Source organism: Planococcus sp. MB-3u-03, assembly GCF_002833405.1.
Lineage (GTDB): Bacteria > Bacillota > Bacilli > Bacillales_A > Planococcaceae > Planococcus.
In genome coordinates this window covers 1,944,274-1,963,433 of sequence record NZ_CP025135.1, presented here as the reverse complement: position 1 = coordinate 1,963,433, position 19,160 = coordinate 1,944,274, and the positions used below count along the sequence as shown (strand labels likewise).

The 19,160-nt window shown below is 49.9% G+C and carries 11 protein-coding genes and 3 pseudogenes; all 14 read left to right on the top strand.

The window, feature by feature from the left end:
- Positions 1–34: 34 nt before the first annotated feature.
- The 14 genes and pseudogenes from pnp to CW734_RS11090 all read left to right on the top strand — a co-directional run bounded on the left by pnp (position 35) and on the right by CW734_RS11090 (position 19,152).
- Positions 35–2,142, top strand: a pseudogene (gene pnp, locus CW734_RS11155) (polyribonucleotide nucleotidyltransferase).
- Between the two features lie 77 nt (positions 2,143–2,219).
- A complete protein-coding gene (locus CW734_RS11150) occupies positions 2,220–3,431 on the top strand; it encodes a M16 family metallopeptidase (RefSeq protein WP_101190509.1) in 1,212 nt (403 codons plus the stop codon).
- 109 nt (positions 3,432–3,540) lie between these two features.
- Positions 3,541–4,550 (top strand): annotated as a pseudogene (locus CW734_RS11145) (aspartate-semialdehyde dehydrogenase).
- A 251-nt stretch (positions 4,551–4,801) separates the two neighbouring features.
- Positions 4,802–6,468: pseudogene (locus tag CW734_RS11140) on the top strand (ribonuclease J).
- Positions 6,469–6,545: 77 nt separating this feature from the next.
- Positions 6,546–8,969 carry an FtsK/SpoIIIE family DNA translocase gene (locus tag CW734_RS11135; RefSeq protein WP_101190508.1) on the top strand — a complete coding sequence of 808 codons (2,424 nt, stop codon included), beginning with the start codon at positions 6,546–6,548 and terminating at the stop codon, positions 8,967–8,969.
- A gap of 176 nt (positions 8,970–9,145) precedes the next feature.
- Positions 9,146–9,874 carry a GntR family transcriptional regulator gene (locus tag CW734_RS11130; protein WP_101190507.1) on the top strand — a complete coding sequence of 243 codons (729 nt, stop codon included), beginning with the start codon at positions 9,146–9,148 and terminating at the stop codon, positions 9,872–9,874.
- Between the two features lie 46 nt (positions 9,875–9,920).
- Positions 9,921–11,000, top strand: a complete 1,080-nt coding sequence (locus tag CW734_RS11125) for a BMP family lipoprotein (RefSeq protein ID WP_101190506.1) — start codon at positions 9,921–9,923, stop codon at positions 10,998–11,000.
- A gap of 168 nt (positions 11,001–11,168) precedes the next feature.
- Positions 11,169–12,710, top strand: coding sequence for an ABC transporter ATP-binding protein (locus CW734_RS11120; RefSeq protein ID WP_101190505.1), 1,542 nt, complete (start codon positions 11,169–11,171; stop codon positions 12,708–12,710).
- Entirely contained in the window at positions 12,700–13,749 is a 1,050-nt protein-coding gene (locus CW734_RS11115) for an ABC transporter permease (protein ID WP_101190504.1), read from the top strand. Before CW734_RS11120 ends, CW734_RS11115 begins: the two co-directional genes overlap by 11 nt.
- Position 13,750: 1 nt before the next feature.
- A complete protein-coding gene (locus tag CW734_RS11110; RefSeq protein ID WP_101190503.1) occupies positions 13,751–14,710 on the top strand; it encodes an ABC transporter permease in 960 nt (319 codons plus the stop codon).
- Between the two features lie 269 nt (positions 14,711–14,979).
- Complete coding sequence (gene yfmF, locus CW734_RS11105) at positions 14,980–16,254, top strand: EF-P 5-aminopentanol modification-associated protein YfmF (protein ID WP_101190502.1); 1,275 nt, start codon at positions 14,980–14,982, stop codon at positions 16,252–16,254.
- Positions 16,247–17,545: an EF-P 5-aminopentanol modification-associated protein YfmH gene (gene yfmH / locus CW734_RS11100; protein WP_442956949.1), complete on the top strand. Its 1,299-nt coding sequence runs from the start codon at positions 16,247–16,249 to the stop codon at positions 17,543–17,545. Before yfmF ends, yfmH begins: the two co-directional genes overlap by 8 nt.
- Entirely contained in the window at positions 17,542–18,261 is a 720-nt protein-coding gene (gene ymfI / locus CW734_RS11095) for an elongation factor P 5-aminopentanone reductase (protein WP_101190501.1), read from the top strand. The genes yfmH and ymfI overlap by 4 nt, the downstream gene beginning before the upstream one ends.
- Positions 18,262–18,351: 90 nt before the next feature.
- Positions 18,352–19,152 (top strand): YmfK family protein, encoded by an 801-nt coding sequence (locus CW734_RS11090; protein ID WP_058380490.1) that lies wholly within the window; start codon positions 18,352–18,354, stop codon positions 19,150–19,152.
- The last annotated feature ends 8 nt before the right edge of the window (positions 19,153–19,160 follow it).

Sequence of the window (19,160 nt, the reverse complement as noted above, 5' to 3'; positions counted from 1 at the left end):
ACTACACGAAACACGGTAAGAGAGGAGCTCGACTATGGAGCAAACAAAAAAGGTTTACACATTTGACTGGGCTGGCCGCGAGCTGAAGGTCGAAGTCGGTCAACTGGCAAAACAAGCAAACGGAGCGGCATTGATCCGTTATGGCGATACAGCAGTGCTGTCCACTGCAACCGCATCAAAATCACCGAAGCCTTTGGATTTCTTCCCGCTGACTGTGAACTATGAAGAGCGCCAATACGCTGTCGGGAAAATCCCGGGCGGATTCATTAAACGCGAAGGACGCCCATCTGAAAAGCAACTTTGATCAGCCGCTTGATCGACCGTCCGCTGCGTCCATTGTTCCCGGACGGTTTCCGCAACGAAGTACAGGTCATTTCAATGGTTATGTCAGTCGATCAGGATTGCCCATCTGAAATGGCAGCGATGTTCGGGTCTTCTTTGGCATTGATGATTTCCGATATTCCGTTTGACGGGCCGATTGCTGGCGTCATCGTCGGAATGGTGGATGGCGAGTACATCATCAATCCGACAGGCGAGCAAATGGAAAAAAGCTCGATCAACTTGACGGTTGCCGGCACGAAAGACGCCATCAATATGGTAGAAGCCGGTGCCAAAGAAGTGTCCGAAGAAGTGATCCTTGAAGCGATCATGTTCGGCCACGAAGAAATCAAGAAATTGATCGCTTTCCAGGAAGAAATTGCTGCGGAAGTAGCCAAAGAAAAATCAGCTGTTCAATTGTATGAATTGGATGCTGACTTGACGGCAGAATTGAAAACAGCTGTTGAAGAAGACATGAATGCTGCAGTTCAAGTGAACGAAAAGCAGGCGCGCAATGAAGCCATTGCGGCTGTCCGAGAACGTGCGCTTGAAGCGTATGCAGATTCAGAAGACGATATTAAGAAACAAGCGGGCCAAGTGCTCGATAAAATGGTCAAAGACGAAGTCCGCCGCTTGATCACGGATGAAAAGATCCGCCCAGACGGCCGCGGTCCTTCTGAAATCCGTGCGCTATCTTCTGAAGTCGGCGTCCTTGCGCGCACTCACGGATCCGGTCTCTTTACGCGCGGCCAAACACAGGCAATGAGCATCTGTACGCTCGGCGCTCTCGGCGATGTGCAAATCATCGACGGCCTCGGCTTGGAAGAAACGAAGCGTTTTATGCATCATTATAATTTCCCGTTGTTCTCCGTTGGGGAAACTGGCTTCCTGCGCGGCCCTGGCCGCCGTGAAATCGGCCACGGCGCTTTAGGCGAACGTGCGCTTGAAGCAGTCATTCCAAATGAAAAAGATTTCCCATATACGATCCGCCTCGTTTCCGAAGTATTGGAATCGAACGGTTCCACATCACAAGCAAGCATCTGCGCGTCAACTTTGGCGATGATGGATGCAGGTGTGCCAATCAAAGCACCAGTTGCCGGCATTGCGATGGGCCTTGTGAAAAAAGGCGAGAACTATACAGTTCTTTCCGATATCCAAGGGATGGAAGACCATCTTGGCGATATGGACTTTAAAGTCGCTGGAACAGCAGAAGGCGTCACAGCCTTACAAATGGACATCAAAATCGACGGCTTGTCACGTGAAATCCTGGAAGAAGCATTGACGCAAGCGAAAATCGGGCGTCTGCACATCCTGGAATCGATGATTGCCACAATCAATACACCGCGCACGACTTTGTCTAAATTCGCGCCGAAGATCATCATGGTGAAAATCAACCCAGACAAGATCCGCGACGTCATCGGGCCTGGCGGAAAAGTCATCAATAAAATTATCGATGAAACGGGCGTCAAGATCGACACCGAGCAAGATGGCACGATTTTCATCTCTTCCGTTGATGAAGAAATGAACGCCAAAGCGAAAGCGATGATCGAGAATATCGTACGCGAAGCGAAAGTCGGCGAATATTACGAAGGCGCGGTCAAGCGCATCGAGAAATTCGGCGCATTCGTCGAGTTGTTCCCTGGTAAAGACGGGCTTCTCCACATTTCTGAAATCCAGGAAGAACGGACGAAAGAAGTGGAAGACGTCTTGAAGATGGGCGATATCATCAAGGTGAAAGTTATCGAAATCGACCGTCAAGGACGCGTCAATTTGTCCCGCAAAACGGTTTTGAAAGAAGAAAAAGAAGCTGCCGAAAAGGCTTGAAACAGTAAATGAAACAGATTGGAAAAATTGCCGGTGGCACTCGCCGGCAATTTTTTTCATATACAGGAGGGCTTTCAATGGTTACCACTTATACTTGCCAAAATGGCTTGCGCATCGTCTCTGAACATATTCCGCATTTCCGCTCAGTAGCAGTCGGTGTATTCGTCAATACAGGGTCACGTGATGAGCGCCCGGAAGAAAACGGCATCACGCATTTTATTGAACATCTCTTGTTCAAAGGTACCGAAAAACGCAGCGCCAAAGATATTGCGCGGGAATTCGACCGCATTGGCGGTGATTTGAACGCCTATACTTCAAAAGAATATACTTGCTATTACGCCAAAGTGCTTGACCATCATGCGCCGCTGGCAGTCGAAGTGTTAGCTGATATGTTTTTCAATTCGGTGATGGACCCGGTAGAGATCGATAAAGAGCGGCTCGTCGTCAAAGAGGAAATCAGCATGACTGAAGATATGGCGGATGACGATGTCCACGAGCAATTATGGCGGGTCATGTACCCCGACAATGCAATCGGCGCCCCAATTTTAGGTACCGTCGAAACACTGGACAGGTTTTCAAGACAGCAGATTTTGGATTATATGGAGCGCCATTACACCCCGTCGAACACGGTCATTTCCGTGGCAGGCCATATCGAAGGAAAATTGCTCAGCCAAATCGAATCTTTATTCGGTTCATTTGAACGGAAAAGCCCCGAAAACGCGCATGTCATGCCGACCTTTGTGCCTGGTCAGTCGATCAAGCATAAAGAAACGGAACAAGCGCATATCTGTCTTGGATATCCAGGGCTGTCGCTGAAAGACGATCAGTTGTTTGCACTCGCGGTATTGAACAATATCATCGGCGGCTCGATGTCGTCCCGGCTATTCCAGGAAATCCGCGAAGACCGGGGACTTGCCTATTCGGTCTATTCCTATCATTCCGCCTACTCTGACCACGGCACGCTCGCTATTTACGGGGGCACTGCCGACCATCAAGTCGGGGAAGTGGAAGAATTGATTCGTACATCGCTGCAGCGCATGCGAGAAGGGGACATCAGCGATTTGGAAATTACGGATTCCCGTGAGCAATTGAAAGGCAATTTGCTGCTTGGGCTAGAAAGCACGGGATCCAGAATGAGCCGCAACGGAAAATATGAATTGCTTCACGGCAAACATCAATCCGCTGATGACATCATCCACTTGATCGATGCAGTGGAGCGTGAACATGTGCTGGATTTGATGCAATTGACTGCCACTGCGCCTGCCGTCTCCATCATCCGTTCCCAATGAAAGAGCAGGAATTGCGACAATTTGTCGCATTAACGCGATAAATTATGTTACAATAACGCAAATTAGTCAAGAAGGAGAGAGTCGAGTGAAAACCTATAATGTAGCGATCATGGGCGCAACCGGTGCCGTCGGTCAGCAAATGAAAGACCAGCTGGAGAAGCGCAATTTCCTGTAGGGGACATCAAATTCCTGTCTTCTGCACGCTCTGCCGGCAAGGAAATCGAATTCAACGGACAAACCTATACAGTAGAGGAAGCGGTGCCCGAATCATTTGAAGGCGTGGATATCGCTTTGTTCAGCGCAGGCGGCAGCATCTCAGAAAAGTTTGCCCCTGAAGCCGTAAAACGCGGCGCAGTCGTTGTCGATAATACGAGCGCATTCCGCATGAATGAAGATGTACCGCTCGTCGTCCCTGAAGTGAATAAATCGGCGCTAAAAGGACATTCCGGCGTGATCGCCAACCCAAATTGCTCGACGATTCAAATGGTATGCGCATTGCAGCCGCTAAAAGAGCAATTCGGCTTGCAGAAAATCATCGTTTCCACTTACCAGGCGGTTTCTGGCGCTGGCATCGATGCGATCAATGAATTGAAAGAACAGGCAGCAGATTTCGATAACGCAGCAACTGCCGAAGCGAAAGTCTTGCCCGTGAAGTCAGCCGATCGCCATTACCCGATCGCTTTCAATGCCGTGCCGCAGATCGACCAATTCGCGGACAACGGCTATACGCTGGAAGAAATGAAAATGATCAACGAAACGAAGAAAATCATGAGCGACCAAGGCTTGGCGGTCGCGGCGACTTGTGTGCGCCTGCCGGTCGTGACGGGCCACTCCGAATCCGTTTATGTGGAACTGGGTGACGCACCGTCCGTCGAGCAAGTGAGAGATGCGCTGAGCGGCGCGCCAGGCGTTGTGCTGCAAGACAATCCCGCCAACCAGGAATACCCGATGCCTTTGATGGCCGCTGGAAAAGATGAGGTGTTCGTCGGCCGTATCCGCAAGGACCTCGACAACCCGAACGGCTATCATTTGTGGATCGTCTCCGATAATTTGATCAAAGGCGCGGCATTGAACTCGGTTCAAATCGCCGAAGCGCTCATCGAAGAACAATTGCTGTAAGCTGTCAGGCAATCATCCGGCAGCGGGTGATCTGCTGGCGCATGTAAAATCTCTGGCCATCCGGTGCCGCTTGGAAGTCGTTTCTTCCTCGTGTGTGCGGATGGCTTTTTTTGTTTCGCAGACGGATGTTTTTGCGGCAGGCACGTGGGGCAAATGGCTGCAGATATTTTTTCTTTGGACTGTTACCGGTGATTACCGTATAATGAAGTCTATGGATCTGTACGGGTGAAATATTTTTAGGAGGAAATCAATTGAGTAAAATTAAAAATGAAGTCATAAGAGTCATTCCGCTTGGCGGAGTAGGAGAGATCGGGAAAGCGATGTACGTCATCGATATCGACGATGACCTGTTCGTCGTCGACAGCGGTTTGATGTTTCCGGAAGATGAGATGCTCGGCGTCGATATCGTCATTCCGGATGTCACATATCTCGAAGAAAACAAAGACCGTGTCAAAGGGATCTTCCTGACGCACGGCCATGAAGATGCGATCGGATCGATTGCTTATCTATTGAAGAAAGTCCAGGCACCGGTGTACGGCTCGAAGCTGACCATCGCGCTTGCCAAAGAGCATGTAAAAGAGCTCGGCTCGCTCAAGCACCATAAGTTCTTTGAAGTCACCAATAAGAGCCGCATGAATTTCGACAAGACACATGTCACCTTTTTCCATACGACACACAGTATTCCGGATGCACTTGGCATCGTCTTCCATACTTCGGAAGGCGCCATCGTCCATACCGGTGAATTTAAATTCGACCAGTCGATGCAAGGCAGCTACCGCCCGGATTACGCCAAAATGGCGAAGCTTGGCGAAGACGGCGTCTTGATGCTGCTATCGGATTCCACCGAAGCCGAACGCCCAGGCTATACGACGTCTGAAACGGTCGTTGCCGATCATATCCTGACGGCCTTCCACCAGGCACCGGGGCGCATTCTCGTATCACTTTATTCATCCAACTTCATCCGTATCCAGCAAGTGTTCGACATCGCGCACCAAACCGGCAAGAAAGTCGCCGTCATCGGCAAAAGCCTGGAGAAGAGCTATGAAGTCGGCTTGCGACTCGGGTATCTAGAAGTTGACGAAGACACGGTCATTTCTTTGAAAGACTTGGAAAAATACAATGATGATGAAGTCGTCATCATCGTGACCGGCAACCAGGGCGAACCACTCGAAGCACTGGATAAAATGGTCAGACGCCAGCATAAAGATGTGCGCATCAATGAAACGGATACAGTATTGATCACCTTTACGCCGTCGCCAGGCATGGAAGTGCCAATGTTCCAGACAATGAACAATTGGCGAAAGCCGGGGCGAAAGTGCTGACATCCAATAAGAAAGTCCACGTTTCCGGCCACGGCAGCCAGGAAGATTTGAAAATGATGCTGAACTTGATGAAGCCGAAGTATTTTGTCCCAATCCAAGGGGAATACAAAATGCTTATCGCCCACTCGAAATTGGCACAACAAGTCGGAATTGCGAAATCGGATATCTTCATCGCCGATAAAGGCGATATCGTCGAATACAGAAAAGAAAAAGTGCGCATGAGCGGCCGTGTCACGACGGGCAATGTCTTGATTGATGGAATCGGCATCGGGGATGTTGGCAACATCGTCCTCCGCGACCGCAAGCTTCTGTCACAGGACGGGATCTTTATCATCGTCGTTACCTTGAACCGCAAAGAAAAACGCATCGCTTCAGGCCCTGAAATCATTTCCAGAGGCTTTGTCTATGTCCGCGAATCGGAACAATTGCTTGATGAATCGAGCCAATTGGTACGCAAAGTCGTCGATAAATACGTGACGCGCGATGCGTTCGAATGGAACAACATCAAACAGGAAATCCGCGACACGCTCAATTCGTATCTGTACCAGCAGACGAAGCGGCGTCCGATGATCATTCCGATCATCATGGAATACTAAGAATACAAGTAAAGGGATTCCATACCGATTTTATCGGCAGGAATCCTTTTTCATTACGTAAGAAAAGAGGGAATCCCATGGCGCCAAGCCGTACGAACAAAAAAACTACTACCACTAAGCCGCGTACCAAGCCGCGCACGAAACCCAGACCGAAACCGAAAGCGAAGAAGAAGCGTCAGCCGGTGCCGATGATTGCCTACGAAGTGACGGGCCTCATCATGATCGGCATCGCAATCTTGATGGTCTTCAGGCTCGGGTTGATCGGCCGCATGTTCAATAATATGGCTGAGTACCTGCTCGGCTATTTGGCCTTTCTCGCACCCCTGGCATTGATTGCAGCTGCACTTCACATCATGGTGAAGCGCGGGTTGCCGAAAATCCGGCCGAAAATTGCAGCCGGCTCTGTATTTCTGCTGGCCGGTGCTTTATTGATCAGCCATTTAATCTGGGCAGCCGGTTCCATACTGCCGATCACTTCTGCGAATGTCTTGTCGGAAACATCGAAAATGACGCAAATGACCGGAACGATCTGGGGCAATTACGAAGCGACCGGCGGCGGCTTTTTCGGCGCTGTGCTGTATGCGTTGCTTCACGTGCTATTTGCGACAGCCGGCACATGGGTCATCGCCATCATCCTATTGTCGATCGGCGCCATCATCTTGACCGGTAAAACGGCTGCGCCCGTTATTGCAGAGCGCTTGCCGGTAGTCGGCGAAGCGATGCGGTCACTCGCAGAACGCTTCAAGCCGGAACGCAAACCGGCGAAGAAACAACAGCCGCGCAGAAAAAATGCGCCAGAAAAGGTATTGGAAATGAACGAACAATTAGCTTATGACGATGCGCTGGAAGAAACAGAAACAGAAACGACGCTAGTCTTTGATCAGGAGACCGAGCGCGAGCAAGAAGAGGAAAAGGAACCGATCATTTCTGCCTTCACGGAAAAGGTCAAGCCGAAGCGCCAGAATGCGGAGGAGGAGAAACCGAAAACCGAGGCTTCTGAAGAAATCAGGCATGTCGATCCAGAAACCGGGGAGATCTTGAAAGAGCCGGTCATGTCGATGAAAGAGGAAGCGGAAAATGAAGATTATGCGTTGCCGCCGATCGATCTATTGACCTTGCCGCCGCATAGCGACCAAAGCGGCGAGTATTCGGGCATCCAAAAAAACGCCAAGAAACTCGAGAAAACTTTCCAAAGTTTCGGCGTTCGCGCGAAAGTGACACAAGTCCATTTGGGGCCTGCCGTCACGAAATACGAAGTGCTGCCGGATGTCGGCGTGAAAGTCAGCAAAATCGTCAGCCTTCACGACGATTTGGCATTGGCGCTTGCCGCCCGCGATATCCGCATTGAAGCCCCGATCCCCGGAAAATCGGCGATCGGCATTGAAGTGCCGAATACGGAAGTCGCAGTCGTGAGCCTTAGGGAAGTATTGGAATCGGAAGAAAACAACCGCCCCGACTCGAAACTATTGTTCGGGCTCGGCCGCGACGTGACGGGCCAGGCTGTCATGACCGAACTCAATAAAATGCCCCATCTGCTCGTTGCAGGTTCTACCGGCAGCGGGAAATCGGTATGCATCAACGGTATCATCACAAGCATCATTATGCGCGCCAAGCCGCATGAAGTGAAGATGATGATGATCGATCCGAAAATGGTCGAATTGAATGTCTATAACGGCATTCCCCATCTGCTTGCGCCGGTCGTAACGGATCCGCGCAAAGCGGCACAAGCCTTAAAGAAAATCGTCTCGGAAATGGAGCGGCGCTATGAGCTGTTTTCCCATACCGGCACACGCAATATTGAAGGATATAACGATTATGTCGACACATTCAACGCAGAAAACGAAGAAAAGCATCCGAAGCTTCCATTTATCGTTGTCATCGTCGATGAATTGGCGGATTTGATGATGGTCGCTTCGAATGAAGTGGAAGATGCCATCACACGGCTTGCGCAAATGGCACGTGCTGCCGGCATCCATTTGATCATCGCTACACAGCGCCCGAGCGTCAATGTCATCACCGGCGTTATCAAGGCGAACATCCCATCGCGCATCGCCTTTGCGGTGTCATCCGCGATCGATTCACGCACCATTCTCGACATGGGCGGGGCAGAGAAATTGCTCGGCCGCGGCGATATGCTATTCCTTGGTGCTGGCCAATCAAAACCGGTGCGTGTGCAAGGGGCGTTCCTGTCGGATACAGAAGTGGAAAAAATCGTCGACTTTTCAATCGAACAGCAAAAAGCGCAATACCAGGAAGACATGATCCCGTCGGATGTAGAAGAAGTGAGCATCGATCAGGAGACGGATGAACTTTACGACGAAGCGGTGCAATTGGTCACGGAAATGCAGACAGCATCCGTGTCAATGTTGCAGCGCCGGTTCCGTGTCGGCTATTCCCGTGCCGCCAGAATTATAGACCAAATGGAGCAGCGCGGGGTCGTCGGACCTTATGAAGGCAGTAAGCCACGCCATGTCCTGGTTCCTAAGCAGGAAGAATACTGATCGGTCAATAGCTGATTTGTGACAAAATGTTTAGTATTTGAGAAAGCTTGTACAGGAAAATTCGCAGAATTCGACAAATTGCTATTTATTTCATTTCTATTAAATGGTATAGTAATTCTGATTAGTAGGAATGTTTTACATCAGATGTCTGATCTCTGTCATGGGTGGTGAATCGTATGACAATCAAATCGGATCACCGTGCATTGTATCTCCAAGTGATCGATCGAATGAAGCAGGATATTGCTTCGGGTGTCTATAAAGAGAAAGAGAAATTGCCATCCGAGTTCGAATTATCGAAATCACTTGGAGTGAGCCGCGCGACTCTACGCGAGGCGCTGCGGCTTCTGGAAGAAGATAATGTAATCGTCAGGCGCCACGGTGTCGGAACGTTTGTCAATTCGAAACCGGTATTTTCATCGGGCATCGAGGAATTGACAAGCGTCTCCGATATGATCCGGCAGGCGGGAATGGAACCCGGAGTGGTCTACTTGAGCACTTCGGAGTCCGTTTGTTCTGAAGAAGATGTTAACCGCTTTCATTGCAATCCGGATGATACTGTCATTTCCATTGAACGCGTCCGCACGGCAAACGGGGAGCCTGTCGTCTATTGCATCGACAAAGTGCCTTCCGTCTACATGCCCGAAGGTTTTCTCGGACGCAAAGAAAGCTCCATTTTCTCGGCGCTTGAAGAATCCGGCGATATCCGCATCTCGTACGCGGTCACCTTCATCGACCCAACAGGGTATCACGAAGAAGCGTCGCCGATTCTTGAATGCGATCCAGAAACTGCATTACTCGTATTAAAACAGCATCATTACGATGAAAACGATCGCTTGGTACTGTATTCCAAGAACTATTTCCGGGCTGATAAATTCAGTTTCCACGTAGTTCGCAAACGGCTGTAAACATCTGATTCCTGCTATTATCAAAAAAACCTTGGGGGTTATCACATTGATTAAACGTAAATTTGGCGTAGGTTTTTCATTAATGCTGGCGGCTGGAGTTCTTGCAGCATGCGGAAGCGAAGAAGACACTTCAAACGGCGGCGACTCTGCTGAAGGCGGAGAAGGCACTGAAGAAGCAAGTGATTTCTCTGTAGCAATGGTTACAGATGTCGGCGGTGTGGATGATAAATCCTTCAACCAATCAGCTTGGGAAGGCATCCAAAAATTCGGTGAAGACAATGGCCTTGAAAAAGGCGATGGCGGGTTTGATTACCTCCAGTCCGCTTCCGACGCTGATTACAACACCAACTTGAACAACTTGATCCGCCGTGATTTTGACGTCGTCTTCGGTATCGGCTTCCTGATGGAAGGTGCTGTTAAGGAAATCGCTGAGCAGCAGCCGGATGCACAAATCGCTATCATCGATGCAGTAGTGGATGCTCCAAACGTGGCAAGCGTCATGTTTAAAGAGCAAGAAGGCGCATTCCTTGCAGGTGTTGCTGCAGCATTGATGACTGAAACCGACAAAATCGGTTTTGTCGGCGGTATGGAAATCCCGGTTATCGAGCGCTTTGAAGCTGGATTCCTTGAAGGCGTAAAAGCTGTTGATGATTCAATCGAAGTCGATGTTCAATACACAGGTGCTTTTGATAAAGCGGAATTGGGTAAAACGACAGCAAACCGTATGTACAGCGCTGGAGCTGATATTATTTTCCACGCAGCAGGCGGAACTGGTAACGGCGTATTCACTGAAGCCAAAGAACGCAAAGAAGCCAATCCTGACGAAAACGTATGGGTTATCGGCGTTGATGCTGACCAATACGAAGAGGGCCAAACTGGCGATGCGAACGTTACTTTGACTTCTGTATTGAAACGCGTTGACAATGCAGTTATCGACATCTCAGAACAAGCAATGAACGGTGAATTCCCAGGCGGGGAAACTATCACTTACGGCTTGTCTGATGAAGGGGTAGCTCTTGCGGATTCACGCGGCGCGATTCCAGAAGATGTCATGAGCCAGATTGAAGAATACAAAGAGAAAGTTATTTCAGGAGAAATCGAAGTTCCTGAAACAGTCTCTGAATAAGCTGTAGTCAAATACGGTCATCATAAAGACCGGGTATCCGGTCTTTATGATTTTTTTTTCGTCTATTTTTCGAAAGATTAATAGATGAAAGGTTTCTGACAAAAGAAGCCTTTCATGTATTAATTCATTTAAAAAAAGAACTAACCAGTCTCCGAGGGAGTGAGAACCGTGGAATATGTTATTGAAATGCTGAATATCCGCAAAGAGTTCGGGAACTTTGTCGCCAACGACAATATCACCCTGCAGCTTGAAAAAGGGGAAATTCATGCACTGCTCGGTGAGAACGGGGCAGGAAAATCCACTTTGATGAACGTCTTGTTTGGATTGTATCAACCAGAAGGCGGGGAAATCCGCGTCAGAGGGAAGAAAGTGGACATTTCCAACCCGAACGTAGCGAACGATCTCGGAATCGGCATGGTGCATCAACACTTTATGCTGGTCGAGAATTTCAGTGTCACCGAAAACATCATTCTCGGCAGCGAGCCGACAAAGATGGGCGTGACGAATAAAAAAGATGCCGCACAAAAAGTGGCGAAATTATCGGAGCAATATGGCTTGAATGTCGATCCATATGCCATCATCGAAGACATCTCAGTCGGCATGCAGCAGCGCGTAGAAATTTTGAAAACTCTTTATCGCGGAGCGGAAATCCTCATATTCGATGAGCCAACAGCTTCGCTTACTCCGCAGGAAATCACGGAATTGATCCAGATCATGAAGCGGTTGATCGCTGAAGGCAAATCGATCATCCTCATCACCCATAAATTGAAAGAGATCATGGACGTGTCTGACCGCGTAACCGTCATTCGCAAAGGCCAGGGGATCGGCACCGTCACAACAGCGGAAACGAACCCGAACGAATTGGCTGCTTTGATGGTCGGCCGTCAAGTGACATTCAAAACCGAAAAAGGGCCGGCACACCCGACAGAAGAAACCCTGACCGTCCAAGACCTTGTCGTCGAAGATTACCGCGGCATCGCCAAAGTCAAGAACTTGAATCTCAACGTTCGCAAAGGCGAAATTGTCGGAATTGCGGGAATCGATGGCAACGGCCAATCGGAATTGATCGAAGCGATCACCGGGCTGCGCAAAGTCAAAAGCGGCAAAGTGCTGATCCACGGCAAGGACGTCACCGGCATGAAGCCAAGAAAAGTGACAGAGTTCGGCGTCGGCCATATTCCACAAGACCGCCATAAGCACGGTTTGGTGCTCGATTTCCCGATCGGCCACAATATTGCATTGCAAACTTATTATATGGCACCGATCTCGAAGTCGGGAATCATGGACTACAACAAGATTACGGAAAAAGCCCAGCAAATCATCAAAGATTTCGATGTCCGGACGCAAGGGCCGCACGAACCGGCGCGGGCGTTGTCCGGGGGCAACCAGCAAAAAGCGATTATTGGCCGTGAAGTCGACCGCAATCCGGATCTGCTCATTGCGGCACTTCCGACGCGCGGTTTGGACGTCGGGGCTATCGAATTTATCCATAGCCGTTTGATCGAACAGCGTGACAATGGAAAAGCGGTGCTATTGATTTCTTTCGAACTGGATGAAGTCATGAATGTTTCCGACCGGATCGCCGTTATCCACGACGGTGAAATCGTGGATGTGGTCATTCCTGAAGAAACGACCGAACAAGAACTGGGTCTTCTCATGGCAGGACATGCGGACAAAGACAAGAAAGGCGGGAAGCACCGTGTCGAATAGAGCGACAAACTTGCTGGTCCCGATCGTTTCCGTCGTGCTTGGCCTGATCGTTGGGGCGATCATCATGCTCGTCAGCGGCTATAGCCCGATCGAAGGCTATGCTGCATTATGGAACGGTATTTTTGGGGACCTTTACACTATCGGCGAAACGCTTCGCCAAATTACACCTTATCTATTGGCTGGTTTAGCCGTTGCATTCGCTTTCCGCTCAGGACTTTTCAATATCGGGGTCGAAGGGCAATTGATCGTTGGGTGGTTCGCTGCAGCTTATGTCGGCGTAGCGGTTGAACTGCCGAAAATCATCCACTTGCCGCTGGCGATTTTGGCGGCGGCTGTAGCAGGGGCTTTATGGGGCTTTGTTCCCGGGCTATTGAAAGCCAAGTTCCGCGTGCATGAAGTCATCGTCACCATCATGATGAACTATATTGCGCTTCACGTGACCAACGCATTGATCCGGACGGTATCGGAAGGGGGAGACCGCACGGAGCGAATTTTCGCCAGTGCTTCCCTTCGTTCTGAATTTCTGGAGAACTTGACGGAATTTTCCCGCTTGCACTTGGGATTATTGCTGGCGCTCATCATGGTTGGCGTCATGTGGCTTATCCTGGAGAAGACGACGCTTGGCTTCGAGCTGAAAGCGGTCGGTTTCAACCAGCATGCTTCTGAATATGCAGGGATGAACGTCAACAAAAACATCATCATGGCAATGGTCATTTCCGGTGCTTTTGCCGGTCTAGCGGGCGCGATGGAAGCGCTTGGGACCTTCGAGTACGTTTCGTCCAAAGGCGGCTTCACCGGAATCGGCTTTGACGGCATCGCCGTTGCGCTTCTCGGGATGAATACGCCGCTTGGTGTCATTTTTGGGGCCACGTTATTCGGTTCCTTGAAATACGGCGCACTCAATATGCCGAATGCTGCGGGCATTCCGATTGAGATCGTTGAAATTGTCATCGCCGTGATCATCTTCTTCGTAGCATCCGGCTATATCATTCGTTTGCTGCTGCTCCGAGCGGCCGGCAAAAAGAAGGAGGCGAAGTGATATGAGCTTTTTGGATATCCTATATTTCATCGTCCCTTCGGCGATTTTCTATGCAGCACCGCTTATTCTCGTCGCAATCGGCGGGGTGTTCTCTGAACGCTCGGGCGTCGTCAACATCGGCCTGGAGGGCTTGATGGTCATCGGCGCATTTGTCGGGATTTTGTTCAACTTGCTGTTCGCCGATACATTCGGCGGCATGACGCCATGGCTGGCATTGATTGCCGCGATGGTCGCAGCGCTGCTGTTGTCGCTGCTACACGCCGTCGCATCGATTTCATTCCGCGCCGACCAAGTCGTTTCAGGTGTCGCTATCAACTTATTGGCGATTGCACTGGCACTTTACTTGGTGAAGAGCATTTTCGACAAAGGCCAGACGGATTTCATCAGCGAACGCTTTGCGCGCTATAACGTGCCGGTGTTATCTGAGATTCCTGTCATCGGACCATTATTTTTCACATCGGTCTACAATACGTCATTCTTTGCGATCGGTGTTGCGATCCTGGCGTGGTTCGTCATCTATAAAACGCCGTTCGGCTTGCGTTTGCGCGCGGTCGGCGAGCATCCGATGGCAGCTGATACGATGGGGATCAATGTCGCGAGAATGCGCTATGTAGCGGTCATGATTTCCGGCGCTCTCGCTGGAATCGGCGGCGCGATTTACGCGCAGACGATTACAGGAGACTTCGGACATGCGACGATCAACGGCCAAGGGTTCATGGCGCTTGCTGCAATGATCTTCGGAAAATGGCATCCGCTCGGTGCAATGGGCGCAGCCTTGTTCTTCGGCTTCGCACAATCCTTGAGTATTGTCGGTTCTTCGATTCCGGTCATCCAGGAAATTCCGAACGTCTTCCTGTTGATCCTGCCGTATGTCTTGACGATCTTCGCGCTAGCTGGGTTTATCGGCCGCGCCAATGCTCCGAAAGCGAACGGGAAACCATATATCAAAGGACAGCGTTAAACAGATGCCGCATATCAGCGGGCAAAAGAAACAGGTGGGGAGTTCCCCGCCTGTTTTTTTGTGGAAAAAATCAAGCATCAGTGACAATGGATTTGAAAAAATTCTTCATTAAATAAAGGGCAGTTGGCTAAGATTTTGCAAGGAAACCGTATAAACGGGCAGCCGCTTGAAATTCGCCTGCTTTTTTCCAGCTGTTTCCTCCGGTTTCATTGCATTTAAAGGAAAAAGTCCGGTATAGTTAGTGTAAGAATCACGAGAGGGGATCCAACATGTTTGAAACAAAGAAGATTGCACAAGGCGTCCATGTCCACGTACATGAAACGACTCAATTCAAGACGATTAATTTCTCGATCCGCTTCAAGGACCGGCTCACCGTGAAAAACGCTTCCGAGCGCGCGATCCTGGCGAATGTTTTGCAGCACAGCAACGAAATGTACCCATCCCATACAGCACTGCGCATGGTGCTTGATGATTTATACGGAACCTCATTATACATAGATTCCACCAAACGCGGAGACGACCATATCGTCAATTTGAATGTCGAAACTGTCAATGACCAATACCTATCGGATGAAGGCGTTCTTGAGAAAGTGATGAATTTGATGTATATAGTCCTATTCAAGCCGAATTTCGAAAATGACCAGTTCAAGGAGAGCATTTTTAAGCGGGAACAGGAATCCATCGTCCAGCGCATCGAATCGGTATTTGACGACAAAACCCGCTACGCACAGCAGCGCATGATGGAACTCGGGCTTCCTGACCATCCTGCTTCGATCAATTCAAACGGTTCGATCGAGCAAGTCAAGCAAGTGACCAATGAGTCGCTTGTCGCTGCCTACCATCATATGCTGGAAAATAATGAAGTGGAGATTTACGTGGTGGGAGACGTTTCACCGGAACTGATCTCCTCCCATATCCGCGATTATTTCCATTTTGCCGACCGCAAGGAACTTCCTGAAAAAATGGAAAGCCAATTGCAGCCGCCCGAGCAGTCCCGCGTGCTGGAATACGAAGACATGAAACAAGGTAAATTGCATATGATGTTCTTCACGCCGGTCACGTTCCGCGATGAAGATTTCCCGGTCATGCAATTGATGAACGGCGTTTTCGGCGGATACGCGCATTCCAAACTGTTCGCCAACATCCGCGAAAAGGAAAGCATGGCGTATTACGTTTCGAGTTCTTATGCTTCGCAGTTCGGCTTGATGTTCGTCCTTGCCGGGATCGACCGCAAACTGGAAGAAAAAGCGGTTTCGCTGATCCTCGGCCAATTGGATGAAATCAAGCAAGGGCACATTACCGATACCGAGTTGGAGCAGACGAAAGCATTGCTCACCAACCAGTTAAAAGAAGCACTCGATTCTGCAAGAGGCCAAATCGATATTTACGATCAATACATGGAACTCTCGGAAGACTTTGAACCTGCCTATTTGATTGAAAGATGGGAAAAAGTGACAAAAGAACAGATTGCGCAGGCAGCAAACAATATGAGTTTGCAAATGACGTATTTCTTGTCTGGCAAGGAGGAAGCAAGCGATGAATAAAATGGAATTCAATCAACTTGAAGAAACACTCTATCACGAACAATTGCCAAATGGTTTGACGGTATACATTCTGCCGAAACGCGGATTTTCGAAAACCTACGCCACGTTCACCACGAAATACGGCTCGATCGATAATCATTTCGTGCCGCTCGGTGAAGAACAAGCGGTTCAAGTGCCGGATGGCATCGCCCACTTCCTCGAGCATAAAATGTTTGAAAAGAAGAAGGCGATATTTTCCAGGAGTTCAGCAAAACGGCGCTTCCGCCAATGCGTTCACTTCGTTCACGCGGACGGCCTATCTATTTTCCGCGACAGGGCGCATCCAGGAAAACGTCACGACCTTATTGATTTTGTCCAAAGCCCTTACTTCACCGAACAGACGGTAGAAAAGGAAAAAGGCATCATCGCGCAGGAAATCACCATGTATGACGACCAGCCGGATTGGCGTTTGTATTTCGGCATGATCGAGAACCTATACAAAAACCATCCAGTGAAAATCGATATCGCAGGGACGGTTGAGTCGATCCAGCACATCACGGCAGAGCATCTCTATACGTGCTACCATACGTTCTACCACCCGTCGAATATGGCTTTGTTCATCGTCGGAAACGTTGAGCCGGACAGCATGATGCAATTCGTCAAAGACAACCAGGCAGCGAAAACTTTCGATGCGCCTGCACCTATCGAGCGCATTTTCCCTGAAGAGCCGAAGGAAGCGGCGATTAAGGAGCGGACACTGGAAATGGCGGTCCAAAAACCGAAAGTCTTTGTCGGCGTCAAACCGGAGCGGCTTGATCTGCACGGGCCGGAAATGCTCAAGCATGAATTGTCCGCGCAGCTAGCGTACGAATTATTGTTTGGCAGAACTTCGAATTTCTACCATGAAGCCTACGAGAATGGCTGGATCGATGAATCGTATTCATTCGATTATTCGTTGGAAAGTGGATTCGGTTATGCACTGATCGGGACGGATACGAATCATCCTGAAAAGTTTGCGCAAGAGGTCAAAAAAGCGATTCATCAGGCAGTGGAAAAATGGCCGTTCGGTCAGGAAGACCTGGACCGCGTGCGCCGCAAGAAAATTGGCTTTTTCATGCGCGCGTTGAATTCACCGGAATATATTGCCAACCAATTTACGCAATATGCGTTCAACGGCATGAATCTTTTCGATGTCGTGCCGGTGCTTGAACAGATCGAAGTGGCCGATTTGCAAAACGCATTCGCTTTAGTCAGTGCAGAAAGCCAGCAATCGGTCTTTACGATCAAATCACCGGAGAAGGAACAGGCGTGAAGCAATTCGCTCTGATTCTGGGGGCATCGGGAGACATCGGCGGAGCTATTGTCAGACAGATGGCGGACGAGGGCTGGTCGCTTTATCTTCATTATCATTCGAACGCCCTTGAAGCATTTGCGGAGGAGCTCAGCGTGCGCTACCCGCAGCAGGAGTTCATTTCGGTACAGGGCGATTTCACGAATGACGGCGGCGCCGAGCAAGTCGCAAACCAAGTATTCGACTGTTCGTGCATCGTTTGTGCGAGCGGCCATGCGCTGTCAGGCCTGTTGCAAGACACGAGCAGCGCCGAGCAGGACGCTTTATGGCGCGTCCATGTTAAGAATCCAATCGAGACGGTGCGGCTATTGTCGCCTTATTTCAAGAGGCATGCCAAATCATATGTCATTTTCATTGCATCGATCTGGGGTGAAACCGGCGCTTCAATGGAAACGGCATATTCAGCCGTGAAAGGTGCCCAACTCGCATTCACGAAAGCTTATGCCAAAGAGATGGCGCCGTCCGGCACACGTGTCAATACGGTATCGCCCGGGTTGATCCGCACGAAAATGAATGCCGGATTGACAGATGAAGACTGGCTGGCGCTCGAAGAAGAAATTCCGCTCGGGGCAGGGTCTCCTGAAGATATCGCCCATGCGGTGGCGTTTTTATCCAGCGGCAAAGCAGATTATATTACCGGGCAGACGATCCGTGTCAATGGCGGCTGGCTCATCTAGCGCCCGTAAGCTTTTCATCATTGTTGATCTAGGCTATCATAAAGGCAATGGACCAGAGGATGATAAAGGTATGGGAAGGGAGAGTGAAGCATGAAAGAATGGTATTTTGAGTATGAAATCCAAGTCAACCGCCCGGGACTGCTCGGGGACATCGCATCGCTTCTCGGCATGCTGCGCGTCAATATCGTCACCATCAATGGTGTGGACCAGGGGCGTCGCGGTATGCTGCTGCGTGCAGAGCATGACGTGCAGATCGAACGCTTCGAACAGATCCTGTCGACGATCGAAACCATTGCGGTGACGAAATTCCGCGAACCGAAATTGCGGGACATTCTGGCGGTGCGGCATGGCCGTTATATCCAGCGCGACGCAGACGACCGCAAAACTTTCCGTTTCGTGCGGGATGAACTCGGGCTGCTCGTCGATTTCATGGCGGAAATCTTCAAACAGGAAGGCCACAAACTGGTCGGCCTCCGGGGCATGCCTCGTGTCGGCAAGACCGAGTCGATTGTCGCCGCAAGCGTCAGCGCCAACAAGAAATGGATTTTCCTGTCGTCCACGATGATCAAGCAGACCGTCCGCAACCAATTGATGGGCGATGAACACAACGACAATAATATTTTCATCTTGGACGGCATCGTCACAAGGCGTTCAGCCGATGAGCGCCATCTCCAGCTCGTGCGGGAGATGATGCGCATGCCGACCATCAAAGTGGTTGAGCACCCCGATAAATTCGTCGAGCATTCCGAGTACAGCATCGACGATTTCGATTATATTATCGAATTGCGCCATCATCCGGAAGAAAAGATCACGTATGAAGTATTGGAGAAAAACACGTTTATGGACAATAAAGACCAGATGGATATGTTCGGCGACGGTTTCAATTTTTAACCAGGCAG